Annotated in this window: 21 protein-coding genes and 2 riboswitches; of the genes, 12 read left to right on the top strand and 9 right to left on the bottom strand. The window is 67.2% G+C overall.

Annotation, left to right across the window (positions count from 1 at the left end):
* Positions 1-3 precede the first annotated feature (3 nt).
* Positions 4-2415 (bottom strand): phosphoethanolamine--lipid A transferase, encoded by a 2412-nt coding sequence (locus tag HB681_RS04725; protein WP_345944620.1) that lies wholly within the window; start codon positions 2413-2415, stop codon positions 4-6.
* 129 nt (positions 2416-2544) lie between these two features.
* On the opposite strand from HB681_RS04725, the gene HB681_RS04720 reads away from it, so the two are divergent.
* Both HB681_RS04720 and HB681_RS04715 read left to right on the top strand, forming a co-directional pair.
* On the top strand, positions 2545-3216 hold the full coding sequence (locus HB681_RS04720; protein WP_213953611.1) for a response regulator transcription factor: 672 nt from the start codon (positions 2545-2547) through the stop codon (positions 3214-3216).
* The gene (locus HB681_RS04715) at positions 3213-4550 is read left to right on the top strand and encodes an ATP-binding protein (protein WP_213953610.1); all 1338 of its coding nucleotides are present in this window, start codon (positions 3213-3215) and stop codon (positions 4548-4550) included. The genes HB681_RS04720 and HB681_RS04715 overlap by 4 nt, the downstream gene beginning before the upstream one ends.
* A gap of 172 nt (positions 4551-4722) precedes the next feature.
* Here HB681_RS04715 and HB681_RS04710 read toward each other — a convergent pair whose 3' ends face one another.
* Positions 4723-5487, bottom strand: a complete 765-nt coding sequence (locus tag HB681_RS04710) for an SDR family oxidoreductase (RefSeq protein ID WP_213953609.1) — start codon at positions 5485-5487, stop codon at positions 4723-4725.
* Between the two features lie 123 nt (positions 5488-5610).
* On the opposite strand from HB681_RS04710, the gene HB681_RS04705 reads away from it, so the two are divergent.
* Positions 5611-6510 carry a LysR family transcriptional regulator gene (locus tag HB681_RS04705; RefSeq protein ID WP_213953608.1) on the top strand — a complete coding sequence of 300 codons (900 nt, stop codon included), beginning with the start codon at positions 5611-5613 and terminating at the stop codon, positions 6508-6510.
* Between the two features lie 42 nt (positions 6511-6552).
* Here HB681_RS04705 and HB681_RS04700 read toward each other — a convergent pair whose 3' ends face one another.
* The gene (locus HB681_RS04700) at positions 6553-7494 is read right to left on the bottom strand and encodes a LysR substrate-binding domain-containing protein (protein WP_213953607.1); all 942 of its coding nucleotides are present in this window, start codon (positions 7492-7494) and stop codon (positions 6553-6555) included.
* 131 nt (positions 7495-7625) lie between these two features.
* Between HB681_RS04700 and HB681_RS04695 the strand changes: the two genes are divergently transcribed.
* On the top strand, positions 7626-8390 hold the full coding sequence (locus HB681_RS04695; protein WP_213953606.1) for an SDR family oxidoreductase: 765 nt from the start codon (positions 7626-7628) through the stop codon (positions 8388-8390).
* A gap of 32 nt (positions 8391-8422) precedes the next feature.
* Positions 8423-8818: a nuclear transport factor 2 family protein gene (locus HB681_RS04690; protein ID WP_213953605.1), complete on the top strand. Its 396-nt coding sequence runs from the start codon at positions 8423-8425 to the stop codon at positions 8816-8818.
* An 89-nt stretch (positions 8819-8907) separates the two neighbouring features.
* Here the strand turns inward: HB681_RS04690 and HB681_RS04685 are convergent, their stop codons facing one another.
* Genes HB681_RS04685 through HB681_RS04675 form a run of 3 tightly spaced genes read right to left on the bottom strand, consistent with a single transcriptional unit; the run spans position 8908 to position 11014 of the window.
* Entirely contained in the window at positions 8908-9336 is a 429-nt protein-coding gene (locus HB681_RS04685) for an acyl-CoA thioesterase (protein ID WP_213953604.1), read from the bottom strand.
* The gene (locus HB681_RS04680) at positions 9333-10211 is read right to left on the bottom strand and encodes a DMT family transporter (RefSeq protein WP_345944631.1); all 879 of its coding nucleotides are present in this window, start codon (positions 10209-10211) and stop codon (positions 9333-9335) included. The genes HB681_RS04685 and HB681_RS04680 overlap by 4 nt, the downstream gene beginning before the upstream one ends.
* Before the next feature lie 20 nt (positions 10212-10231).
* Positions 10232-11014 (bottom strand): SDR family oxidoreductase, encoded by a 783-nt coding sequence (locus HB681_RS04675; RefSeq protein WP_213953603.1) that lies wholly within the window; start codon positions 11012-11014, stop codon positions 10232-10234.
* A gap of 138 nt (positions 11015-11152) precedes the next feature.
* Here HB681_RS04675 and HB681_RS04670 point away from each other — a divergent pair, with 138 nt between their 5' ends.
* The 6 genes from HB681_RS04670 (at position 11153) to HB681_RS04645 (ending at position 19679) form a co-directional block, all read left to right on the top strand.
* Complete coding sequence (locus tag HB681_RS04670) at positions 11153-12853, top strand: electron transfer flavoprotein-ubiquinone oxidoreductase (protein ID WP_213953602.1); 1701 nt, start codon at positions 11153-11155, stop codon at positions 12851-12853.
* Between the two features lie 143 nt (positions 12854-12996).
* Positions 12997-14007 (top strand): D-erythronate dehydrogenase, encoded by a 1011-nt coding sequence (gene denD / locus HB681_RS04665; RefSeq protein ID WP_213953601.1) that lies wholly within the window; start codon positions 12997-12999, stop codon positions 14005-14007.
* Between the two features lie 8 nt (positions 14008-14015).
* A riboswitch (glycine riboswitch) is annotated at positions 14016-14116 on the top strand.
* Between the two features lie 12 nt (positions 14117-14128).
* Positions 14129-14231, top strand: a riboswitch (glycine riboswitch).
* 47 nt (positions 14232-14278) lie between these two features.
* Complete coding sequence (gcvT, locus tag HB681_RS04660; RefSeq protein ID WP_213953600.1) at positions 14279-15448, top strand: glycine cleavage system aminomethyltransferase GcvT; 1170 nt, start codon at positions 14279-14281, stop codon at positions 15446-15448.
* 42 nt (positions 15449-15490) lie between these two features.
* Complete coding sequence (gene gcvH, locus HB681_RS04655) at positions 15491-15865, top strand: glycine cleavage system protein GcvH (RefSeq protein WP_213953599.1); 375 nt, start codon at positions 15491-15493, stop codon at positions 15863-15865.
* 203 nt (positions 15866-16068) lie between these two features.
* A complete protein-coding gene (gene gcvP / locus HB681_RS04650; protein WP_213953598.1) occupies positions 16069-18966 on the top strand; it encodes an aminomethyl-transferring glycine dehydrogenase in 2898 nt (965 codons plus the stop codon).
* Positions 18967-19082: 116 nt separating this feature from the next.
* Positions 19083-19679, top strand: a complete 597-nt coding sequence (locus HB681_RS04645; RefSeq protein ID WP_213953597.1) for an ORF6N domain-containing protein — start codon at positions 19083-19085, stop codon at positions 19677-19679.
* A gap of 59 nt (positions 19680-19738) precedes the next feature.
* Here HB681_RS04645 and HB681_RS04640 read toward each other — a convergent pair whose 3' ends face one another.
* Complete coding sequence (locus HB681_RS04640; RefSeq protein WP_213953596.1) at positions 19739-20629, bottom strand: DUF3014 domain-containing protein; 891 nt, start codon at positions 20627-20629, stop codon at positions 19739-19741.
* A gap of 103 nt (positions 20630-20732) precedes the next feature.
* Between HB681_RS04640 and HB681_RS04635 the strand changes: the two genes are divergently transcribed.
* Complete coding sequence (locus HB681_RS04635; RefSeq protein ID WP_213953595.1) at positions 20733-21362, top strand: flavin reductase family protein; 630 nt, start codon at positions 20733-20735, stop codon at positions 21360-21362.
* Here HB681_RS04635 and HB681_RS04630 read toward each other — a convergent pair.
* A complete protein-coding gene (locus HB681_RS04630; RefSeq protein ID WP_213953594.1) occupies positions 21359-22051 on the bottom strand; it encodes a dienelactone hydrolase family protein in 693 nt (230 codons plus the stop codon). The two genes, HB681_RS04635 and HB681_RS04630, sit on opposite strands and share 4 nt — an antisense overlap.
* 9 nt (positions 22052-22060) lie before the next feature.
* Entirely contained in the window at positions 22061-23269 is a 1209-nt protein-coding gene (locus tag HB681_RS04625) for a DUF1501 domain-containing protein (protein WP_213953593.1), read from the bottom strand.
* Positions 23270-23273: the final 4 nt, after the last annotated feature.

Below are 23273 nucleotides of genomic sequence, written 5' to 3'. Positions count from 1 at the left end.
AGCCTAGTCCCCCCGGCACTTGCCGAACATGTCCAGCGCCGGCTTGAAGGTCGGCGTCTGCACGTCCATCATTGCCAGCGTGGTGTGGTACAGGTTGTCATGCGTGTACGGCGAATCGAGGTCGCCCTTCAGGCAGCTCGCCGACAGCCGCGCACGCTGGCGCAAGCCTTCACTGAACCAGGCCACCAGCGGCACGTGCTTCTGCTCCTCGGGCGCAATGCTGTAGGGCAGGCCGTGCAGGAACAGGCCATACTCGCCCAGCGATTCGCCATGGTCGCTGACGTAGAACATGCCCGCGTCGTAGTTCTTCGACTGGGCCTTGAGCCAGTCGATGGTGCGCCCGAGCACGCGGTCGGTGTAGCGGATCGAGTTGTCGTAGCCGTTGATCAACTGCTCATGGCCGCACTCGGCCAGCGCGTTGGTCCTGCACTCGGGCACGAACGCCTTCGCATCGGGCGGCGAGCGCTTGTAGTAGGCCGGTCCGTGGCTGCCCATCATGTGCATCACCAGCACCACGCCCTTGGCCCGCCGCTCCTTCGGCAGGCCGGCCAGGCGCGCGTCCAGGTCGAGCAACAGCGCGTCGTCCAGGCACTCGCCGGCTTCGCACAGGGCCGCCTTCGCCGCGGGCTGCAGGCCGTCGATCGCTGACGCATTCGGCACGCGCACGCAGACATCCTTGCAGCCGGCCTGGTTGTCGACCCACAGCACCGCCAGCCCGGCCGCTTGCAGCACGTCGAGCAGGTTCTCGTGGTCGTCCTTGCTGCTTTCGAAGGCCTCCTTGCCGAGCGGCGAGAACATGCAGGGCACCGAGGCCAGTGTGTTGGTGCCGCAGGAGTGAACATTGCGATAGCTCAGCACATCGCGCCGGGCCAGTTCGGGGTTGGTGTCGCGCGCGTAGCCGTTCAACGAGAAATGGTCGGACCGTGCCGTCTCGCCCACGACGATCACGTAGAGCGGCGGCTTGCCCTGGTTCGCATAGCTGGGCCCCAGCGCCGCGCCGGCGGTCATCGGCACCAGCTTGCGCGTGTAGACGAACAGCGGCCGTGCGACAACGGTGGCGGCCGAGTAGACCGCGGCCAGCGGGTTGAGCATGTAGCGCAAGTGGACGTTGTTGCGCATCAACGGCGCCAGTTGCTGGTTCATGGCCATGATGCCGCCAGCCGCGACGGCGGCACAGCCCAACAGCAGCGCCCCGTTGCGCCAGGCGTTGGCCCACAAGCCCATGCGCACGACAGGCACGCGCCAGAGCCACCACACCGGCAGCACCGAAACCAGCAGCACGTTCGCCAGCATGCGCCAACCCAGCAGGTCACGTGCTTCGTGCACGTCGGTCTGCAGGACATTGGCCGCCATCGACGGGTCCATGACCATGCCGTAGGCCAGCATGTAGTGCTGCACCGCCGCCGCCAGCAGCACCAGCACGATCCACACCGGCTTGAACCAGCGCGACCAGGCCGTCAACGACAGCAGCGCGACGGTGCCCGTCATCAACAACAGCACCATCACGGCGATGGTGCGCAGGTACACGCCCGGCGTCTGGCCCAGGTGAACCAGCTCCCGCCACAGCGCCCAGTTGGCCGCCAACGCCAGGTACAAGCTGAGCCAGAGGATGATGCTGCGCGGCGAGCGCGGGCGCGCCAGCCAGGCGCCGATGCGCGCGAACGGCCCGTCGGAGTTGCCCGATCGCCCGGAGGAAGAAGGCCATCCGGCCGATGCGGCGTCACGCCCCGTGCCGCCTGACACCGGCGCCGTGCCGCGCCCGCGCGTCACGAGGAAGTCGATCGCGAAGGCAATGCTCCAGCAGATCCAGGCGGTCCACATCGTGTGGCTCATGTAGTGGGCGCCGCGCATCTGCTGCGCGATGCCGAGCACCAGGCCAATCACCACCACGGCCGCCAGCCAGCGCCATGCAATGGCCGGGTCCCGGCGGCGGAAAACGAACCAGCCGCCAAGGTAGGCAAATGCGGCCGACGCGTGGCCCGCGGGAAAGCACTTGCCCGGCCCGCCGTCACGCACGCCCCAGGCCCAGTGCGACACGTGGGTCGCGACACCGCCGAAGACCTGCATGTCCCACGGGCAACTGGTGCGGCTGCCGGTCTTGATCAGCGACACCGCCAGCACCCCGGCCAGCACCGAGATCGCGAGTTGGACCCGATCGCGCGGATCGAGCCGGCGCAGCACCCAGAACGGCCGGCGAATCGCGAGGAACAGCCCCAGGACCATCGCCCAGCTTGCAAAGCGAGGCACCTCGTGCAGCCAGAGGATCAGCCGATGGTTGTCGCGCCATGGAAAGCCGGTGGGCGTGCCGAACAGGCGTGCGGCGGCCATGTCCAGGCCGGAGGCGTCCCAGAGGAGGATGAGGACAAGCGAAAGGAGGGTGGCGGCGAGAGGGCCGCGGAGCGATACGCGATTCATGGGCTAACCTTCCAGCATAGGTTGCCCACCTGAACGCATTCTGAAGGACCCCCGCCCCACTCCGCAGCGCCGGCCACGACGTCGACCGGCCCTTTAGACTCCCGCATTTCACTTATCCAGGAGCCTCGTGTGCGCGTACTGTTGGTCGAAGACGACGTGGCGCTGTCCGATGCAGTGTGCGGCTATCTCCACGCCAAGGCCTTCGTGGTCGATGCGGTGCAGAGCCTGGCCGAGGCGCGCGTGGCATTGGTCTCCGCGCAATACGCCGCCGTGCTGCTCGACCTCCACCTTGGCGACGGCGACGGCCTTTCGCTGCTCCCCGCGATTCGCGTCCTGAAGGATCGCCCCATCGTGATCGTGCTCACCGCGCGAGACCAGGTCACCGACCGCATCCGCGGCCTGGACGCCGGCGCCGACGACTACCTCATCAAGCCCTACGACCCGGGCGAACTGCTTGCGAGGCTGCGCGCCGCGGAGCGTCGCCGGAGCGTCGGCAATGCGCCCGTCTTGCAGCTTGGGGCCATCGAGATCGACCTGGCGCGCGACCTGGTCCGCAAGAAAGGCGTGCCGGTGACACTGACCCAGAAGGAGTGGGCCCTCCTGCGCGTGATGGCGACCCGCCCGGATCGCATTCATACGCGCGAAGTGCTGCAGGACGCGCTCTACGGCTACGACGACGGCACCGACAGCAACACGCTCGAAGTCTTCATCAGCCGCCTGCGCCGCAAGCTGGGCCGCGCGCATATCCAGACGCTGCGCGGCCTCGGCTACCGGCTCGCCTTCTCCAACGCCGAGGAATGATCAAAGCCCCGGACACGCTGGCCGGCCGGCTCACCCGGGCACTCACGCTGTGGGTGGGCAGCGTGTGGATCCTGTGCGTGCTGGCGGTGGTCTGGTATGTGGACCGCGAGATCAACTACAACTTCGACAATGAACTGGTCGAGGTGTCCCACCGCATGTTCGATATCGCCGTGGAGGAACTCGACCGGCGCCAGCCCGACCTGCAGCCCGGTGCGCCCCTGATCGCGCCCACACCGCTGTTCCCCGATGCCGCCGTGGTCTACCAACTGGTCGACCGCGACGACCGAGCACTGTTGCGCTCGGCCGAGACGCCGCCCAATACCTTCGACGTATCCAACGCACCCGGCTTCGCCAACCTCGAGGCCTGGCGCATCTACACCGTGCGGCATCCGACGCGCGAGTTGTTCCTGCAGGTGGCCGACCCGCTGCGCGACCGGCGCAAGGCCTTGAACCACACGCTGTTCGGGCTGCTGGTGCCGCTGATCGCGGTGATACCGCTGCTCGCCCTCTTGCTGCGCCACATCGCGCGGGGCGAGCTGAAGGTGCTGCGCGCCCTGGCCGGCGAGATCGCGCGGCGCAGTGGCGCCGACCTCCGCCCGATCGCCCTGCCCGGCCTCCCGCGCGAACTGAAAGTGGTGGGCGACGACGTCAACCGCCTGCTGGAGCGGCTCTCGCAAGCGCTCGACGTGGAGCGCGCACTGGCGGCCAATGCGGCGCATGAACTGCGCACGCCGCTGGCGGCCGCCCGCCTGCGACTGCAGACCGCGCTGGACCACGACCTGCGCCGCAGCGATGTGCAGGCCGCGCTGAATGCGCTGCACACGCTGGCCCATCGGGCCGAGAAGCTGCTGCAGCTTTCGCGCGCAGAGTCCGGCGCTTCGCTCGCGCGCGGCAGGGTCGACCTGGTGCGGCTCGGCGCCACCGTGGCACAGGAGTTCTGGCAGGACCTGCATGCACGCGACCGGATCGACCTCGAGGTGCCTGAGACGGAGCCCGCGCCCATCGTCATGGGCGACTTCGACGCGCTCGCGATCGCCTTGCGCAATCTCATCGAGAACAGCCTGAACTACGCGGGAGACAGCCGCGTACTGGTCGAGGTGACCGCCGATTGCCACCTCGTCGTGCGCGACGCCGGCCCTGGCGTGAGCGAAGCCGAACTGGGCAACCTCAAGCAGCGTCACCAGCGCTACACCGCAGAGCACACCGGCTACGGCCTCGGCATGTCGATCGTCGCCACCATCGTGGCGAAGCACGGCGCACGGCTCGAGTTGCGCTCGCCGCCCACAGGCGCAGCCACCGGTTTCGAGGCGCGCATCGTGCTGCCGCCTGCGTAGCCTCTCAAGTCGATGTGGCTTTGCCATCTCGACTTGATCCCCCGCGGGGGGCGGGCCGGGCGCGGCCCGGCCCTGGGGCCCTCAGAAGGTGTGCCGCGCTCCGGCTTTTTCCGAAAGCCGTGCCGCGCAAATACGCGAGCAAACCGGCGTGAACGTTCGTGAATCGACGCGCTCAGGTGCGGGTGATCGACGCGCCGCCATCCACGAGCGAAGCGGTGCCGGTCACGAAAGCGGCATCGTCCGAGGCCAGGTACAGCACCGAGCGGGCCAGTTCCTCGGGCTTTGCGACGCGCTTGAGCGCATGCAGGTTCGTCACGAAGGCTTGCGACTCGGGCGTGTTGTTCATGCTGCGATACATGGCCGTGTCCACCGCGCCGGGCAGGATCGCGTTGACCCGCACGCCCTTCGGCCCGAACTCTGCCGCCAACGCCTGTGTCAGCCCGATCAGGCCTGACTTGCTGGCTGCATACGCCGCCACGCCGGGGAAGGCAAAGGTGTGGCCGACGAAGGTGGACGTGAAGATCACCGAGCCGCCGCCGTTCTTCAGCATCTGCGCGATCTGGTGCTTGGCGCCCAGGAAGGAGCCCGTCAGGTTGATGGCGATGGCATCGTTCCAGCCGGCCTCGGAGACCTCGGTGCTCGCCCCGCCCTCACCCAGGGTGCCAGCATTGTTGAAGGCGATATCGAGCCGCCCGAAGCGCTGCACAGCCAGTTCGACCAGGGCCTTGGCATAGTCCTCCGAGCGCACGTCGCCAGCCAGCGCAGTGGCTTCGCCGCCGCCGCGCTGGATCTCGTCGACCAGATCGTTCAGCTCGCCCTGACGCCGCGCGCCGACGACCACCTTGGCGCCTTCGGCCGCGAAGAGCTTGGCGGTGGCATGGCCGATGCCCGAGCTCGCGCCGGTGACGACAGCAACTTTTCCAGATAAACGTCCCATGATTGACTCCGATTGGATGGTCCGGCGAACGGTGTCCGCCTTCAGACATGACTCAGTGTGGAGACGAGGGACTGTTCGCAGTAGATTGCAAACATCTGATCTACCTTCCGGGAAAGTCGAACAATGCTCAAGCTAGACGGCATCGCCAGCTTTGCGGCCATCGCGGAATCGGGCTCGATCAGCGAGGCAGCACGGCGCCTGCACCTGTCCAAATCGATCGTCAGCGAGCGCCTCGCCGACCTGGAGCGCAGCCTCGGCGCCGCGCTGCTGCACCGCACGACGCGCAAGCTGAGCCTGACCGAGGACGGCAACGCCTTTCTGGAGCGCGCGACGCGCATCCTGCGCGAGGTCGAGGACGCAGCCTCGGACATGGCCGAGCGCCGCGGCAGCCTGGCCGGCCCGCTGCGCATCGCGGCGCCGGTGACCTTCGGCCGCATGCATCTGGGCCCGGCGCTCTACCCCTTCCTGGCGCAGCACCCAAGGCTGGCGCTGACGCTGGATCTCGATGACCGGCGTGTCGATGCCGCTGCAGATGGCTTTGACGCCGTGGTCCGCCACGGACCGCTGGAAGACTCCCGGCTGGTGGCCTGGCAGTTGGCCCCGAGCCGCCGCCTGCTGGTGGCCTCACCCGCCTACCTGGAGCGTCATGGCAGGCCCGATTCATTGGAGGCGTTGCAACGGCATCGTGGGATCTTCTATACCAACCGCGGCGTGGCCGACTGGCGTTTTCAGGGGCCGGACGGCGCCGTCGCGATCCGCGCCACCGTGGGTTTGCGCGTCAACAACGGCGACCTGATGCGGGATGCGGTTGCCGCCGGATTGGGCATCGCCCTGTTGCCGACCTTCATCGCCGGCCCGTCGATCCAGACGGGTGCCTTGCAGGTGCTCGACCTTGGCTTGCAGGCGGCGCCGGAGTCCGTCTATGTGGCGCATGCCGACGGGCGGCGCGTGTCAGCCAAGCTCCGGGCCTTTGTGCAGTGCCTCAGGGATGCGTTTGGGGATCCGCCGTATTGGGATCGGTGATATCCGACGCATACGCCAGTCCACTCCGGCCTTCGCATCTCTTCAACGATCATCGAACGGCGCAAACACCTCGGCCACCCAGTCCGCGAAGACCCGGGTCTTCGCGCTCAGATGCCGGCTGCTGGGATAGACCAGATGCAGCGGGTGCCGAGGCCGCGTCCATTCGCCCAGCACCGTGCGCAGATGCCCTGCGGCAAGATGAGGCGCGACCGCGAACTTGAATGTCTGTCCGATGCCGGCACCCGCGAGCAACGCGCTCAGATGCGCCGTGCTCTCGTTGACGGCCACGACTGGCTGCCCTTGCACCAGCAGGTGCTCCTCTCCCTTGCGGAACTCGAGAGGAAAGGCCCTGCCGGTAAGCGAAGAGAAATAGCCCGCGATGGCATGGCCTGGTACACGGGTCTTGTCCCCCGACGCGGGCTCGCTGGCTACGAGTTCCAACGGATGCCTGGGAGTGCCGCGCGCGCCCAGGTAGACGGGGCTGGCGCAGGTGACCCAATCGAGATCCGCAATGCGCCGGGCCACCATCGACGTGTCGGCCAGCTCGCCGCCGCGTATGACGCAATCGACGCCCTCGCCGATGAGATCCAGCGGGCGATCGCTGACGCCGAGATCGACATGCAGCTCGGGGTGGCGCGCCCGAAAGCCTGGCAGGGCCGGAATCAGGATCATGTTTGCCAGCACGGAGCCGACATCGACGCGAATGCGACCGCGGGGTTGGGCGCGCGCTCGCGTGGCACTTTCGTCCATGTCGTCGAGCTCGGCGATGAGACGCGTGGCGCGCTCGTAGTAGGCCGCGCCCTCCGGCGTCACGCTGACTTGCCGTGTCGTGCGCTGCAGCAGTTTGGCGCCCAGGTGGCGCTCGAGATCCTGGACGAGCTTGGTCACCGTCGGGCGCGGAATGTTCATCGAGTCGGCAGCCTTGGAAAACGCACCGGTCTCGGCGATTCGCGCGAACACGCGCAGGGCAAGCAGTTGGTCCATGGCTGGAGGGTTCGTGGTTTGGCTGGCCTCCATTATTCACAACCATGAAATAATAAATACTAATCCGCCCATTTATTCATTGACCTGAATTATCTAAGCTTCGCTCACCCTTTCATTCAACGGAGCGAAACATGGCCAACAAACTCACCGGCAAGGTCGCCGTCATCACTGGCGGCACGACGGGCATCGGCCTCGCAGCAGCGAAGGCCTTCGCGTCGGAAGGCGCGTTCGTCTACATCACCGGCCGCCGACAGGCCGAGCTGGATGCGGCCGTGGCGGCCAACGGCCCGAATGCAAGCGGGGTACGGGCCGACTCCACTCGCCTCGCCGACATCGACCGCCTCTACGACGCCGTCAAGGCCGGGCACGGGCGCATCGACGTGCTCTATGCCAATGCCGGCGGCGGCGCCATGCTGCCGCTCGGCGCCATCACCGAGGAACACTTCGACGAGACCTTCGACCGCAACGTCAAAGGCGTCGTGTTCACCGTGCAGAAGGCCCTGCCTCTGCTCGACAAGGCATTGAACGGCGCGTCGGTGATCCTCGCCGGCTCGACAACCGGCAGCACAGGCACCGCGAACTTCAGCATCTACAGCGCGACCAAGGCGGCCGTTCGCAATCTGGCGCGCAGCTGGGTCCTGGATCTGAAGGGGCACGCGATCCGCGTCAACACGCTGTCTCCGGGGCCAGTGCACACGCCAGGCCTGGTTGAACTCGCCGGTCCCGACGCGGTGAACCAGCAGGGCCTGCTCGACTACCTGACCTCGCAGGTCCCCATCGGTCGAATCGGACAGCCCGCAGACATTGCCAAGGCCGCCGTATTCCTGGCTTCCGAGGATTCATCCTTCGTCACGGGCGTCGAACTGTTCGTCGACGGTGGCAGCGCGCAAGTTTGAGCCAAGCCCCCCAGCACCCACAGCGAGGACCCATGAAAACAGCGACTGAACTACTCCAGGCTTATCTGGACCAGATCAGGGATCCGGCCGCGGCCGCCGCCCTGTTTGCCGAAGATGGCGTTATCGAACTTCCCTGGGTGAAGGTCCGCGCGCAGGGGCCCGCAGCGATCGAGAAGCTGATCGCGGGAATCCTCGTGAAGATGCCCGACTTCCGCTTCAAGAACATCAAGCTCTGGATCCAGACGCCTGACAAGGTTTTCGGTGAGTACGAGGTTGAGGCTGCCGTCGTCGATACGGGCAAGATCTACGCCCAGACCTACGCCGGCGTGCTGCTGGCGGAGGGCGGAAAGATCAAACTGCTCCGCGAAGCCCTTGATACCGCGGTCGCCGCCCGAGCCTTTGGCAAAGACTGCATGAACCACCCGTGAGCCGCGTGCCGAGCGTGGAGCCGCCCGGCAGATGAATGGCTCGACCCGGCGCAGGCGCCCACCCAAAAGCAAGGTCAGGACAGCCGCAGTCAGCCCTCGTCACTGACGAGCTTGCGCACCCAATCCGGCAACCCGATGGCCTTCTGCTTCGCATAGTCGACCCAGATCGCGGTCGCGCCTCCTGCCGCGCAGATGACATCTGGCGCCTCGGTCCGCGCCATCGTCGTCCAGGTCTCGAAGGTGGTGCGGCCCGGATCGCTGACGTGCACGCGCGTCAGCACCGTGCCCGGATATTCGAGCTGACGATAGAAGTTGCAGAAGGCATTGGCGATGACCATGCCTTCGCCGTTCGGATCGCTCGACGCGCCGAGCGAGTGATACCAGTCGATGCGCGCCGTCTCCATGAAGCGGAAGTAGCTGGCGTTGTTGAGATGGCGCATCGCGTCCATGTCGCCCCAGCGGATCGGGATGGTCATTTCGTAGACGAGCTTTTTCTTCTCGGGAATTTCGATCTTCATCGGTGTGCCTTGATGGACGCGAGGATGCCAAGGACGAACAATACCGCCGCCGCCCATTCGGCCACGTGCGGCCAGCGGCCGTCCCAGGCAAAGGAGTAGAGCAACGCGAACAGCGTTTCGCTCACGATCAGCTGGCCGCAGAGGCTGGCCGACAGGCGCTGGCTGGCCACGTTCCACAGCACCGTGGCCAGCCACGAGGAGCCCACGCCACCGGCCAGCGCGATGAGCCAGAACATCAGCACGTTGGGCTGCGCGCTGAACGCCGCCACGCCGGAACCGGCCACCCACCAGAGCAGCAGCGAGCCGAGCCCCGTGGCGATGCCGAGCCAGTTGGCCCAGTCGGCCGCCGCCACGTCGGAGTGCCTCCCCAGCCATGCGGCATTGAGCAAGCCGAAGGCCGTCCAGCTTGCCATGGCCAGCACCGCAAGCAGCAGGCCCGCGCCGAAGGACGGCGCACCCGCGCCGGATTCCGGCCAGGCAGTCGCCACCATCAGCGCGATGCCGGCCGCGGTCAGCGCCAGGCCGGGCAACAACGTCCGCAGGCGCAGGCCAGGGGGGCGCCCGAGCAGCATCATCCAGACCGGGATGGTGCCGATGACCAGGCTCGGCACCGCCGTGCCGGCCTGCTGGATGGCAAAGGCCAGCAACACGTAGTAGCCCGTGAAGCCCAGTACGCTGAGGGCCAGCGCCGCCCAGCCCTGGCGCATCGTGGGCCAGCGCTGCGCAGGCGGTCGTGTGAACACCATCAGCACCGAAGCCGCGCCAAACACCACGAAGCGCGCCGCCGCGATGTCGACCATGCCGAAGTTGCCGACCATGCGCGGCGCCACGAACACCAGGCCCCACAGCGCACCTGCCGCCAGGCCAGCGGCGATGCCGGGGAACGCGGGCGATTTCAGAGTGCGAACCCGTCGTCGGCCGCGATGACGGCGCCGTTCACGAAATGGCTCTGCGCGCTCGACAGCAGAACCACCAGCCCATCCAGGTCCTCGGGCTTGCCCACGCGCTTGCGCGGCAGCATGCCGACCAGCTTCTGGCCGCCGTCGGTGTCCCAGTGGTGCTGGTTGATCTCGGTCTCGATGTAGCCGGGGCATAGCGCGTTCACGTTGATGCCGAAGCGGCCCCACTCCAGCGCCATGGCCTTCGTCATCTGGACCACCGCCGCCTTGCTCATGCAGTACACGCCGATCTGCGGCAGCACCTTCAGCCCCGCCATCGATGCGATGTTGATGATGCGGCCACCCGTGTAGGTGCCCGGCGCGGCGCCGCGGGCGCGCTGGATCATGCGGCGCGCCACCTCCTGTGCCACGAAGAACGAGCCCTTGGCATTGGTGTCGAAGATGAAGTCGTAGTCGTCCTCGTCCACGTCGAGCAGGCGCTGCGTGGTGCTGACGCCCGAGTTGTTGACGAGGATGTCGATGGAACCGACCTCGGTCTCGGCGCGCGCCACGGCCGCCTTGATGCTCTGGCGATCGGTCACGTCCAGCTCCACCACATGCGCATCGCCACCCTCGCCTTCGATGCGGGCACGCAGCTCCTTGAGCTTGTCGATCCGGCGGCTGGCCAGCACCACGGCGGCGCCGGCGCGGGAGAGCGTTCGGGCGAATTGCGCGCCGAGCCCGCTCGACGCCCCCGTGACAAAGGCCACCCGGCCCGCGAGATCGATGCTGTATGTCATGGCGGGAGTCCCTCGTGCGTTGCGCGGGGCGACGCCACAGGCGGCATCGCCGAATGACAGGGGATGAGACCACGCGCCGCATAAAATGCCGTGCATCCCCGCTCCCCTGCAACCAAAAAACATTATCGGCCAGACCCCATGACCCACGACGAAATCCTCGCCCAGTTCGGCCCCCGCGAAGCCATGGAGTACGACGTCGTCGTAGTCGGTGGCGGCCCCGCGGGCCTGTCCACCGCGATCCGCCTGAAGCAGCTGGCGGCCAAGAACAACACCGAAGTCTCCGTCGTCGTGCTGGAAAAGGGCTCCGAGCCCGGCGCGCATATCCTCTCCGGCGCCATCATGGACCCGCGCGCGCTCAACGAGCTGCTGCCCGACTGGGCCGAACTTGGCGCCCCGTTGAACCAGCCCGTCACCGACGACGCCATGGTGTTCCTCAGCGAGAAGACCGGCTACCGCACGCCCAACTTCTTCCTGCCGGACTGCTTCCAGAACCACGGCAACTACATCATCAGCCTGGGCAACTTCACCAAGTGGCTGGCCCAGCAGGCCGAGAACCTCGGCGTCGAGATTTTCCCCGGCTTCCCCGCGGCGGAAGTGCTCTACAACGACGACGGCTCGGTGCGCGGCGTCGCTACCGGCAACATGGGCGTCGGCAAGGACGGCGAACCCACCGACAACTTCCAGCTCGGCATGGGACTGCACGGCAAGTACACGATCTTCGCGGAAGGTGCACGTGGCCACCTCGGCCGCCAGCTCATCAGCAAGTTCAAGCTCGACGCCGGCAAGGACCCGCAGGCCTATGGCCTCGGCGTGAAGGAAGTCTGGGAGATCGACCCCAAGCGGCACCAGCCCGGCTTCGTGCTGCACACGGCCGGCTGGCCGATGAAGAGCGACACCTACGGCGGCGCCTTCCTCTATCACATGGAGGACAACAAGGTCACGCTGGGCTTCATCACCGGGCTCGACTACAGCAACCCCTACCTCAGCCCCTTCGAGGAGATGCAGCGCTGGAAGACGCACCCGAACATCCGCTGGTACCTCGAAGGCGACGAGGCCCACGGCATCAAGCCGGCCAAGCGCATCGGCTACGGCGCACGCGCCATCACGGCCGGCGGCCTGATGTCGCTGCCGAAGACGGTGTTCCCGGGCGGCGCCCTGGTGGGTTGCGAGGCCGGCTACCTCAACGTGAGCCGCATCAAGGGCAGCCACGCGGCCATCAAGACCGGCATGCTGGCCGCCGAAGCGGCCTACGCCGCGCTGCAAGCGGGCCGCCAGCACGACGAACTCACGGCCTACCCTGCCGCGTTCGAGAAGAGTTGGCTCTACAAGGAGCTGTACAAGGCGCGCAACTTCAAGAGCTGGTTCAAGAAGGGCCTGGGTGTCGCAACGCTGATGAACGGCGTCGAGCAGTTCCTCCTGAAGGGCCACGTGCCATGGACCCTGCACCGCGACAAGCCCGATCACCTCGCGCTCAAGCCGGCTGCCGAGTGCGAGCCCATCGTCTACCCGAAGCCCGACGGCAAGCTCACCTTCGACCGCCTCTCCAGCGTGTTCATCAGCAACACCAACCACGAGGAGCACCAGCCGGCCCACCTGACGCTGAAGGACGCGTCAGTGCCGGTCAACGTCAATCTGGCCAAGTTCGCCGGCCCCGAGTCGCGCTACTGCCCCGCCGGCGTCTACGAGTTCGTGCCCGACGGTGACGCCGGCAAGCAGCGCCTGCAGATCAATGCGCAGAACTGCGTGCACTGCAAGACCTGCGACATCAAGGATCCGACCCAGAACATCGTCTGGGTCACGCCGGAAGGCGGCGGCGGACCCAACTACGTCGGCATGTAGTAGCTACCCCTCGCTCTCCCGCCAGAACGCGCCCGCACGGCGCGTTTTTTGTTTACATTTTGTATCGGCGTGTTTCCTGCTTCACAGAAGGGAGGCGATGCGCTATGACATCGTTTTAAGCTGGCAGGACAGGAGAACTACCGATGCAAATCGTGATCACCGGCGGCGCGGGCTTCCTCGGGGCGCGACTGGCGCGCAAGCTGCTGGCCAGGGGCTCCCTTGGCGTCGGCGGCGGCAAGGAGCATCGCCTCGGCACGCTCACGCTGGTCGACCGGGTGCAGCCACCGGACGACCTGGCGAGCCATCCCCGGGTGAACGTGATCGTCGGCGACCTGTGCGAGCTGCTGGCCCCGGACAGTCCGCAGCGCGCCCTTCCGCCGGAGACGGCGGTGGTGTTCCACCTGGCCGCCGCCGTGAGCGGCGAGTCCGAGGCCGACTTCGAACTCGGCATGCGCAGCAATTTCCTGGCGACCTATGCCCTGCTGGAGGCCTGCCGGGCCCAGCACACGCGGCCGCTGCTCGTGTACGCGAGTTCCCTGGCCGTGTACGGCGCGCCCCTGCCCCATGTGATCGAGGACGACACGCTGCCCACGCCGCAGACCAGCTACGGCACGCAGAAGTTCATCGGCGAGCAGCTCGTGGCCGACTACGGGCGCAAGGGCTACGTCCACGCGCGCAGCGTGCGCCTCATGACCGTGGCGGTGCGGCCGGGCGAGCCCAACGGCGCCGCGTCGGGCTTCCTCAGCGGCATGTTCCGCGAGCCGCTGGCCGGGCTGCCCTCGCGCTGCCCCGTGCCGCCGGAAACGATGGTGGCGCTCTCGTCGCCCGCACGCACCATCGAGGGGCTGATCTGCGCCGCGACCGCACCACACGCCAAATGGGGGCCACGCACCGCCGTCAACCTCCCATCCTTGTGCGTCAGCGTCGACGAGATGGTCCAGGCGCTGCACCGCATCGGCGGCGCCGCCGCCACCGACCTGCTGGACATGCGGCTCGACCGCACCATCACCGAGATCATCAGCGGCTGGCCGGGCCGCTTCGAATGGGTGCGCGCGCGCGACCTGGGCCTGTATGCCGACGAGAGCATCGACGCCATCCTGCGCGACTACGTCCGTGAAAATCCCGACGCGGTGATCCTGCCCGTGGCGGCCTGACAGTAGAATTCCGCCGGTCAGGAGAGCGCCCCGGCAACGGGACCGCCGAAGGCGCAGGCCCCCTAAAGAATGGGTCCGAACGCTCAGGCAAAAGGACTGACAAGGCGCCCGCTCCAACGGGCGTTTTCTTGCTGGAGAGAGACCGCGCAACCAGGCGGTCCACCGAAGGAGCAAACCCCGATCGTGGGGCGAATCTCTCAGGTAAAGCGGACAGCAGGAGTGCCCGTGGCATTTGCCATGGAACTCGACTGCCCCACCGGAACCAAGCCTCATGGCCACTCCATCCGACACCTCCGCTGAACTTCTCAAGACACCGCTGAACGACCTCCACGTCGAGCTTGGCGGGCGCATGGTGCCCTTCGCGGGCTACTCGATGCCGGTTCAATACCCGGCCGGCCTCATGGCCGAACACAAGCACACGCGCGAAGCCGCCGGCCTCTTCGACATCTCGCACATGGGGCAATTGCGGCTCGTCGGCCCGGACGCGGCGGCCGCCTTCGAGACGCTGATGCCGGTCGACGTGATCGGCCTGGCGCCGGGTAAGCAGCGCTACGGCCTGCTGCTCGACGACAACGGCGGAATCCTCGACGACCTGATGTTCTTCAACGAAGGCATGGACTCGCTCTTCGTGATCGTGAACGGGGCCTGCAAGGCAGCCGACATCGCGCACATCACGGCAAGGATCGGCGGGCGCTGCTCGGTGCAGCCGCTGCCCGACCACGCGCTGCTCGCGCTGCAAGGCCCGCAGGCCGCCGCCACGCTGGCGCGGCTGTCGCCGGGTGTCGAGCGCTACGTCTTCATGACCGGCGGCGCCGTGCAGATCGGCTCGATCCCGGCTTTCGTGACGCGCAGCGGCTACACCGGGGAAGACGGCTTCGAGATCTCGGTGGCCGCAAGCGACGCCGACGCACTCGCCCGCCTGTTGCTGGCGCAACCCGAGGTCAAGCCCATCGGCCTCGGCGCCCGCAATTCGCTGCGCCTCGAAGCCGGCCTGTGCCTCTACGGGAATGACATCGACACCACCACCACGCCGGTCGAGGCCTCGCTCAACTGGGCGATGCAGAAGGTGCGCCGCGCCGGGGGCACGCGCGAAGGCGGCTTTCCGGGAGCAGAGAAGATCCTCGCGCAGTTGGCCGTGGCCAGCGACCTGGCCGGCCACGTCGACCAGAAGACGCTCACGCGCAAGCGCGTCGGCCTGGTGGCGCTGGAGCGCGTACCGGTGCGCGACGGCACCGAGCTGCAATCCTTCGAAGGCCATCTCATCGGCAAGGTGACCAGCGGCCTGCTCGGCCCGACGGCCGACCGTCCGATCGCCATGGCCTACGTGGCCACGGCCTTTTCCGAGCCCGGCACCCGCATCCAGGCCATCGTGCGCGGCAAGCCCGTGCCGATGGAAGTGACCACCATGCCCTTCGTGCCGACGCGCTATTTCCGCGGCTGATTTCCCCAAGGTTCGCCAGATTTTTTTGCAGGAGCTTTCTTCATGACCGTCAAGTACACCCAGGACCATGAGTGGGTCCAATCCACCGGCGGCGATGCCGTCACCGTCGGCATCACCGTGCACGCGCAGGACGCGCTCGGCGACGTGGTGTTCGTCGACCTGCCCGAAGTTGGCAAGACCTTTGCGCAAGGCGAAGTGGCCGGCGTGGTCGAGTCGGTCAAGGCCGCTGCCGACGTGTTCATGCCCGTGTCGGGCGAGATCACCGAAGTCAACGAAGCCCTGCGCGCCGACCCGTCGCTCGCCAACACCGATCCGCTCGCGGCCGGCTGGTTCTTCAAGGTCAAGCTGAGCGATTCCTTGCAGCTGGATGCGCTTATGGATTCGACCGCCTACGACAAGTTTGCGGCGGAGGCTTGATCTACCGCCGCTGAATGCGGACGGCCGGACGCGAAAGACCCAACGCGGACAGCCGAACGCAGAAGTCGCAAAGGTTTCGCAAAGGTCGCAAAAGAAGACAGAGATTTTCCTGGAAGTCCTCTTGCGACTTCTGCGAAACCTTCGCGACCTCTGCGTTCGGTTCCCGTTCCCGCATTCCCCCGCCCCCTGACAAGAACACGCCAATGCCCAACGCCCTGCCCTCCCTGCGCCAACTCGAGAACGCCGAAGAGTTCGTCGCGCGCCACATCGGCATCGAAGCCGCCGACGAGGCGCGCATGCTGCCCGTCATCGGCCATGCCACGCGCGAGGAATTGATCGACGGCATCGTGCCGCCGGCCATCCGCCGCTCGGCGCCGATGGACCTGCCGCCCGCCATCACCGAGGCCGCCGCGCTGGCCGAACTCAAGGCCATGGCGTCGAAGAACAAGGTCGCACGCAACTTCATCGGGCAGGGCTACTACGGCACGCACACGCCGGGCGTGATCCTGCGCAACATCCTCGAGAACCCGGCCTGGTACACCGCCTATACGCCCTACCAGGCCGAAATCTCGCAGGGTCGCATGGAAGCGCTGCTGAACTTCCAGACCATGGTCTGCGACCTCACCGGCATGGCCATCGCCAATGCGTCGATGCTCGACGAAGCCACCGCCGCGGCCGAGGCCATGACGCTGGCCAAGCGCAGCGTCAGGAGCAAGAGCAACGTGTTCCTGGTGGCGGGTGACTGCCATCCGCAGACCATCGAGGTCATCAGGACGCGCGCCGCGCCGCTGGGCATCGAGATCAAGATCAGCACCGCGACCGAAACCCTGCCGCACCTGATGGCGAGCGGCGACTTCTTCGGTGTGCTGGCGCAATATCCCGGCACCACCGGCCAGGTGCATGACCTGCGCCCGCTGGCCGGCCACGCGCATGCCAACAATGCCGCGCTGTGCGTCGCGGCCGACCTGCTCGCGCTCACGCTGCTCGCGCCCCCCGGCGAATGGGATGCCGACATCGTCTGCGGCACCACGCAGCGCTTCGGCATGCCGATGTGCAACGGCGGCCCGCACGCGGCCTACCTGGCCTGCCGCGACGAATTCAAGCGCTCGCTGCCGGGCCGGCTGGTCGGCGTCAGCGTCGATGTGCATGGCGCGCCCGCCTACCGCCTCGCGCTGCAGACGCGCGAACAACACATCCGCCGTGAGAAGGCCACGTCGAACATCTGCACCGCGCAGGTGTTGCCGGCCGTGATCGCGAGCATGTACGCGGTCTACCACGGGCCCCAGGGCCTCATCCGCATCGCACAGCGCGTGGCCGCGTTGACGGCCGTGCTCGCCGAGGGCCTCGAAGAGATGGGCCGCGTGGTGGCCAACGCCACCGCCTTCGATTCGCTGACCATCCAGACCGGCGACGACACCCAGGCCATCCTCGACCGCGCCACTGCCGCCAACATCAACCTGCGCTGCCGGCTGCAGGGCCACCTCGGCATTTCGCTCGACGAGACCAGCACCTATGCCGACGTCGAAGACCTGTGGGCGCTCTTCGCGCCGAAGGACGCGCACCTGCCGCATTTCGAATTGCTGGCCGAAGGCGTCGCGCCGCGCATCCCCGAGGAGCTGCGCCGCACCAGCGACTTCCTCACGCACCCGGTGTTCAACACGCACAAGAGCGAGACCGGCATGCTGCGCTACATCCGCAGCCTGAGCGACAAGGACCTCGCGCTCGACCGCAGCATGATCCCGCTGGGCAGCTGCACGATGAAGCTCAACGCCACGAGCGAGATGATCCCGATCACCTGGCCAGAATTCGCCAACATCCACCCGTTCGCGCCGGCTGAGCAGCGCCAAGGCTATGCCGAGCTGGACCAGCAACTGCGCGACTGGCTCTGCGAAGCCACCGGCTATGCCGGCATCAGCCTGCAACCCAATGCCGGCTCGCAGGGCGAATACGCCGGCCTGCTGGCCATCAAGGCCTTCCATGCATCACGCGGCGAGGGCCAGCGCAACATCTGCCTGATTCCGTCATCGGCCCATGGCACCAATCCGGCCAGCGCACAGATGGTCGGCATGCAGGTCGTCGTGACGGCCTGCGACGCGCAGGGCAACGTCGACCTCGACGACCTCAAGCGTGCGTGCGAGAAGCACAGCGCCAACCTGGCCGCCGTGATGATCACCTACCCCAGCACGCACGGCGTGTTCGAAACCGGCGTGAAGGCGCTGTGCGAACTCGTGCATTCGCACGGCGGGCGCGTGTATGTCGACGGCGCCAACATGAACGCGCTGGTCGGCGTGGCTGCGCCGGGCGACTTCGGCGGCGACGTGAGCCACCTGAACCTGCACAAGACCTTCTGCATTCCGCACGGCGGCGGCGGACCGGGCGTGGGCCCGGTGTGCGTGGTGGAGGATCTGGTGCCCTTCCTGCCGGGCCATGCGACCGCAGGCATCGCGTCGCAAGGCCCCGGCGCGGTGTCCGCCGCGCCACTGGGCAATGCGGCCGTGCTGCCAATCAGCTGGATGTACTGCCGCATGATGGGCGCCGATGGCCTGAAGGCCGCCACGGAGGTCGCGATCCTCAGCGCCAACTACATCAGCTCGCGCCTGAAGGACCACTACCCCACGCTCTACGCCAGCCCCAACGGCCATGTCGCGCACGAATGCATCCTGGACCTGCGACCGCTCAAGGACACCAGCGGCGTCACCGCCGAAGACGTTGCCAAGCGCCTGATCGACTACGGCTTCCACGCGCCGACGCTGAGTTTCCCGGTGCCGGGCACGCTGATGGTCGAGCCGACCGAGAGCGAGCCGCTGGCCGAGCTGGACCGCTTCGTCGACGCGATGATCGCGATCCGAGGCGAGATCCGCCGCATCGAGGAAGGCGTCTGGCCGAAGGACGACAACCCGCTCAAGCATGCGCCGCACACGGCAGCGAGCCTGATGTCGGCTGAATGGGCCCACCCCTATTCGCGCGAACTCGGTGCCTTCCCGCTGGCGGCGCTCAAGCAGAACAAGTATTGGTCGCCGGTCGGCCGCGTCGACAACGTGTACGGCGACCGCAACCTGTTCTGCAGCTGCGTGCCGGTGGGCGAGTACGAGGAAGCGTAGGGGCCTCGCCGGGGCCGCGCGCGGAAGGCTCGCGGACAAGCCGGGGATCACGGTCTATCGGAAGAATCTCGGAGCTGGAGCCGGCAGGCGACTCTTGAGGAAGGGGAGGGAGAGATATGACGACAACAACCAGCAACGCGCTACTGCCACGCATCGAGGGGCGCATCCAGATCCTTCGCGGCATCAAGGTCATGATCGATGCGGATCTGGCGGAGTTTTACGGGGTGCCGACAAAGGCGCTGAACCAGGCAGTGAAGCGGAACCCCACGCGCTTTCCATCCGACTTCATGTTCCAGCTCACGGCGGCCGAGAAAGCCGAGGTGGTCTCAAACTGTGACCACCTCGCCAAGCTCAAATTCTCCAGAACACTGCCCTACGCCTTCACCGAGCACGGGGCCATCCAGGCCGCCAATGTGCTGGCTTCGCCGCAGGCCGTGGAAATGGGCATCTACGTCGTGCGCGTCTTCGTCCAATTGCGCCAAGCCAGCGCGCTGCATTCGGACCTGGCCAAGCGCCTGACCGATCTTGAAGAGAAAGTGGAGCGGCTCGAAATGCGCCACGACAACTTCGCCGAGAACACCCGCACTCAACTTCGGCAGATTTTCGACGTGCTGCGCGAACTCACGATGCCGCCCGACCCGCCCAAGCGGCCCATCGGCTTCGTCACGCCAGAGGAGAAGAAGCCGTCAAGGGCCAAGTCGCCCCGAAAGTGACTTGCGACGGGTCTGGATGCCCGCGGCCATGCCCACGGCCCCCTCAACCCCCCAACCCTTCAACCTTTCGGCACGACGCCCGCCGCCACGCCCTTGCGGAACTCCGCCAGCTTCGCCTTCAGCCGCTTCTCGTTGGCAGCCCCCATGCGGACCATCATCTTCTGCCCCGCCGACAGCGATTCGAGCTGCGGATCCGCGAACTCGTAGCGCGTCCAGGGCTGTGCGGACGGGTACTCGCCCTTCACTTCCGTGAGCTTCACCTGCGGCGGCGCAGCGGGTTCCGGCGCCTGCAGCAGATGGTCGAGCACCGCGACCAGCCGGTCGTTGAAATAGCCCTTCGGATAGCCCAGTTCCTCATAGGCCTGCTGGAAGCGCGGGTAGAGCTTGACGTACAGCGCCACGGCCTTGCGAGTATCGAGCGTCTCGGCAAATGCCACGAAGGGGGCATAGCGCTTCGCATTGTCCGCCGCGATGTGCTGCGATCCGCCCTCACCCGCGACCGAGAAGTGCTGCGGCGTCGGTTGCACCGGCCACATGCGCGTGGTGGCCTGCTCGCGCGTCAGGTTGTCGACCGTGGCGACCACCCGCCGCGTGAAACCGTCGACCTGCAGGAACGACGACACCGCCTGCTGGCCGAGCAACGCGTTCAGCAACTGGGTCATCTGCGCGTCGGGGTCGGCCGGCGGCGCCGCCTCGGCGGGCTGCGGCTCGATCGGGAACAGGGGGCCTGTCGCCACCTGCGCGGGAGGCTGCGCGGGCTCATCCTCCACCGGCGCCGCGGTGACGGCCGGCGTCGCGGCCACCGGGGCGGGCTGCTGCTGCCGCTGCGTGCTGTACCACCACCAGCCACCGGCTCCGATCGCCGCCGCGATCAGCACCCCCACGATGATGCGAGCGGCCGGCGATTCACGCTGGACTGGCCTGAAATCTGCTGTGTCCCATTCGGGCATCGACTTCTCTCCTTGTTGCACCTTGAATACATCGCTCATTGGAAACCCGTGATACAGCTTTCGGGGTAACGTACTGTGAGCCAACCCCGCACTTTCATCCCCCATGGACATCGATTTCGCCGCACTTACCGAGCACCAACGCTACAAACTGATGGCAAGCCTGATCGTGCCACGCCCGATCGCGCTGGTCACTACGCTCGGACCCGATGGCGTGGTCAACGCCGCGCCCTTCAGCATGTTCAACATGCTCGGCGAAGAGCCTCCCATCGTCATGATCAGCGTCAACCGACTGCAGGACGGCGTGCTGAAGGACACGGCCGCCAACATCGTTCGCACCGGCGAGTTCGTGGTGCACCTGCCCGACGAAGACACCGCCGAGCAGATGCACCGCTGCGGCGACCGCCATCCGCCCCATGTGAGCGAACTCGATGTGGTCGGCTTCACCGCCCTGCCCAGCAATGCCGTCAAGCCGCCGCGCATCGCGGAAGCCCCCGTCGCCTTCGAATGCACGCTGTGGGAGAAGCTGGAAACCACCAGCCGCCAGATCTTCATCGGCCAGGTGCGCTGGATGCACGCGCGCGACGAGCTGATCGACACCGAGACCTGGCGAGTGCGGTTGCAGAACTACTACCCCATCGGCCGCTTCGGCGCGAGCTTCTACGTGAAGACGCGCGAGCGTTATTCGCTCGCCGCGCAGGGGGCGACGCGCAGCACGTCGATCGACGAGATCTAGGCCGGCGGACCTTCCTGCGCGGCGAGGCCTGCCAGCCAGGCCACGGACTGTTCCAGTTCCGCCGGCCGGATCTCGTGGCCGCCCGGGAAGTCGGCGCCGGACAGTGCGACCGGCAACGTCGCGACAAACTCGCGGGCATGCTGCGCCGCCGCCGGCGGAATCACGTTGTCGGCCGTGCCGTGGCTGATCCACAGCGCCTTGCCGGCAATCGCCTCGGCGGGTGCCAGGTCGGGCTGCACCTCGGGCAGCAGGCGGCTGTGCCACACCATCGCGGCACGCAGTCTGGCTGGCTGGGTCAGCAGCAAGGACAGCGACATGATCCCGCCCTGGCTGAAACCGCCCACCACCGTGCGCCCGGGCGGGATGCCAAGCTGCTCGCACGCTGTCGCGACCAACTCGCCGACGACGAAGCGGCTTTCGCGCTCCTGCACCTTGTCGATGGTGCGCCGCCCATCGGCTGCGACATGGAACTGGAACCAGGCATAGGCATCCGGCGCCAGCACGTTGGGTGCGCGCAGGCTGACCACATGGAACTGCGGCGGCATCATCGGCGCCAATCCGAACAGGTCGCCCTCGTTGCTGCCGACGCCGTGCAGCAGCACCAGCAGCCAGGGTTCGCGAACGTCGTCGCGGGCCGGGCGTTCGAGGAACTTGAGCGGGAGGTGGAGTCTGGTCGTGGGCTGCGTCATCGCCGCATGCTAGACCAGCTGCAGATCTCGCGGCGTCACGCCGGCGAACACGCGGTCGAGCTGACTCGGCGACAGGCCGTACATCCGCGCGAAGAGCCCGGCGAACACCGCCCGGTATTCGTTGAGCACCGGCCAGTCGCGGTTCTGGAACAGCGCGGGCTGCGACACATCGACCTGCTCGCCGATGACGTGGCCACCGGCTTGCGCCGACAGGCTGCCGCCGAGCACCCAGTACACCGTGCCGTGCCCGTGGTCGGTGCCGCCGGTGCCGTTCTCGCGGAAGGTCCGGCCGAACTCGCTGATCACCACGACGACGGTGTTGCGCCAGGTGTCGTCGCCGATCTCCTGCGCAAAGCCGGCCACGCCGCGGCCCAGTTCCTCCAGGCGGCTGGCCAGGTAGCCGGTGCCTGCGCCCTGCCCCACATGCGTGTCCCAGCCGCCGACGTCCACGAAGGCGATGTCGAAGCGCTCCCGCATCAACCGCGCCATGCGACGCGCCACCAGCTCGAAGCCCTTGGCGGTCAGGGCATTGCGGCTGGCATCATCCATCTCCGCCTTGATCGAGCGCGCGATGGCGTCGCGCACTTCGAAGCCCTCGACCACTGCAGGGCCCAGCGGGGTGTCGCGGTACATCGCCTGGATGACCTTGCTCTGCCGGTCGTCGATCGCCGGCCGGCCGGCCGCATTGAGGGTCACGTTGGCGGCCTTCGCGTCGCCGCGCAGCACGATCGGCATCTGGCTGGTGAAGGCAATGGCTTCGGGCGTCGACCGGCCGTCATTCAACACCGTGGCGAGCCGGTTGAGGAAGCCGGAGCGGTAGTCCCGCCTGCCGAAAGGCGCCTGGCCGAATTCGATGGTGTCCTGCGTCTCGAAGTGGCTGCGGCTCAGGTCATCCGTGCCGGCAAAGGGCAGGAACGCCAGTTGCCCCTTCGCGTAGAGCGGCATCATGCTGTCAGCGAGCGCGGGATGCAGGCCCCAGCGTGCGTCCAGCGGCAGCGCGCCGTTGGGCGCGCCCGGCTTGGGCACGGCAATGCGGGGCCGAGCCTCGTAATAGAACGAGCTGGTATGCGGCACGAGCAGGCTGGCGCCGTCGTAGCCGCCGCGCAGGAAGACCAGCAGCAGCTTGTTGCCCTGCGCCGCAGGCGCCGCCATCAGTTGCCCGGCGGCGCCGGCCAGCGAGGCGGCGGCCAGGTGCTTCAGAAGTTCGCGGCGTTGCATGACG

This window comes from Variovorax sp. dw_954, from assembly GCF_018449755.1.
Lineage (GTDB): Bacteria > Pseudomonadota > Gammaproteobacteria > Burkholderiales > Burkholderiaceae_C > Variovorax.
This window is presented reverse-complemented; position numbering and strand designations above follow the sequence as displayed.

Coding starts and splice junctions, on each gene's coding strand:
- gcvH (WP_213953599.1), top strand. CDS start 15,491: ATGACCGTCAAGTACACCCAGGACCATGAGTGGGTCCAATCCACCGGC.
- HB681_RS04705 (WP_213953608.1), top strand. CDS start 5,611: ATGCTCAAGCTAGACGGCATCGCCAGCTTTGCGGCCATCGCGGAATCG.
- HB681_RS04675 (WP_213953603.1), bottom strand. CDS start 11,014: ATGACATACAGCATCGATCTCGCGGGCCGGGTGGCCTTTGTCACGGGG.
- HB681_RS04635 (WP_213953595.1), top strand. CDS start 20,733: ATGGACATCGATTTCGCCGCACTTACCGAGCACCAACGCTACAAACTG.
- denD (WP_213953601.1), top strand. CDS start 12,997: ATGCAAATCGTGATCACCGGCGGCGCGGGCTTCCTCGGGGCGCGACTG.
- HB681_RS04690 (WP_213953605.1), top strand. CDS start 8,423: ATGAAAACAGCGACTGAACTACTCCAGGCTTATCTGGACCAGATCAGG.
- HB681_RS04670 (WP_213953602.1), top strand. CDS start 11,153: ATGACCCACGACGAAATCCTCGCCCAGTTCGGCCCCCGCGAAGCCATG.
- HB681_RS04710 (WP_213953609.1), bottom strand. CDS start 5,487: ATGGGACGTTTATCTGGAAAAGTTGCTGTCGTCACCGGCGCGAGCTCG.
- HB681_RS04645 (WP_213953597.1), top strand. CDS start 19,083: ATGACGACAACAACCAGCAACGCGCTACTGCCACGCATCGAGGGGCGC.
- gcvT (WP_213953600.1), top strand. CDS start 14,279: ATGGCCACTCCATCCGACACCTCCGCTGAACTTCTCAAGACACCGCTG.
- HB681_RS04630 (WP_213953594.1), bottom strand. CDS start 22,051: ATGACGCAGCCCACGACCAGACTCCACCTCCCGCTCAAGTTCCTCGAA.
- HB681_RS04725 (WP_345944620.1), bottom strand. CDS start 2,415: ATGAATCGCGTATCGCTCCGCGGCCCTCTCGCCGCCACCCTCCTTTCG.
- gcvP (WP_213953598.1), top strand. CDS start 16,069: ATGCCCAACGCCCTGCCCTCCCTGCGCCAACTCGAGAACGCCGAAGAG.
- HB681_RS04695 (WP_213953606.1), top strand. CDS start 7,626: ATGGCCAACAAACTCACCGGCAAGGTCGCCGTCATCACTGGCGGCACG.
- HB681_RS04640 (WP_213953596.1), bottom strand. CDS start 20,629: ATGCCCGAATGGGACACAGCAGATTTCAGGCCAGTCCAGCGTGAATCG.
- HB681_RS04700 (WP_213953607.1), bottom strand. CDS start 7,494: ATGGACCAACTGCTTGCCCTGCGCGTGTTCGCGCGAATCGCCGAGACC.
- HB681_RS04625 (WP_213953593.1), bottom strand. CDS start 23,269: ATGCAACGCCGCGAACTTCTGAAGCACCTGGCCGCCGCCTCGCTGGCC.
- HB681_RS04715 (WP_213953610.1), top strand. CDS start 3,213: ATGATCAAAGCCCCGGACACGCTGGCCGGCCGGCTCACCCGGGCACTC.
- HB681_RS04685 (WP_213953604.1), bottom strand. CDS start 9,336: ATGAAGATCGAAATTCCCGAGAAGAAAAAGCTCGTCTACGAAATGACC.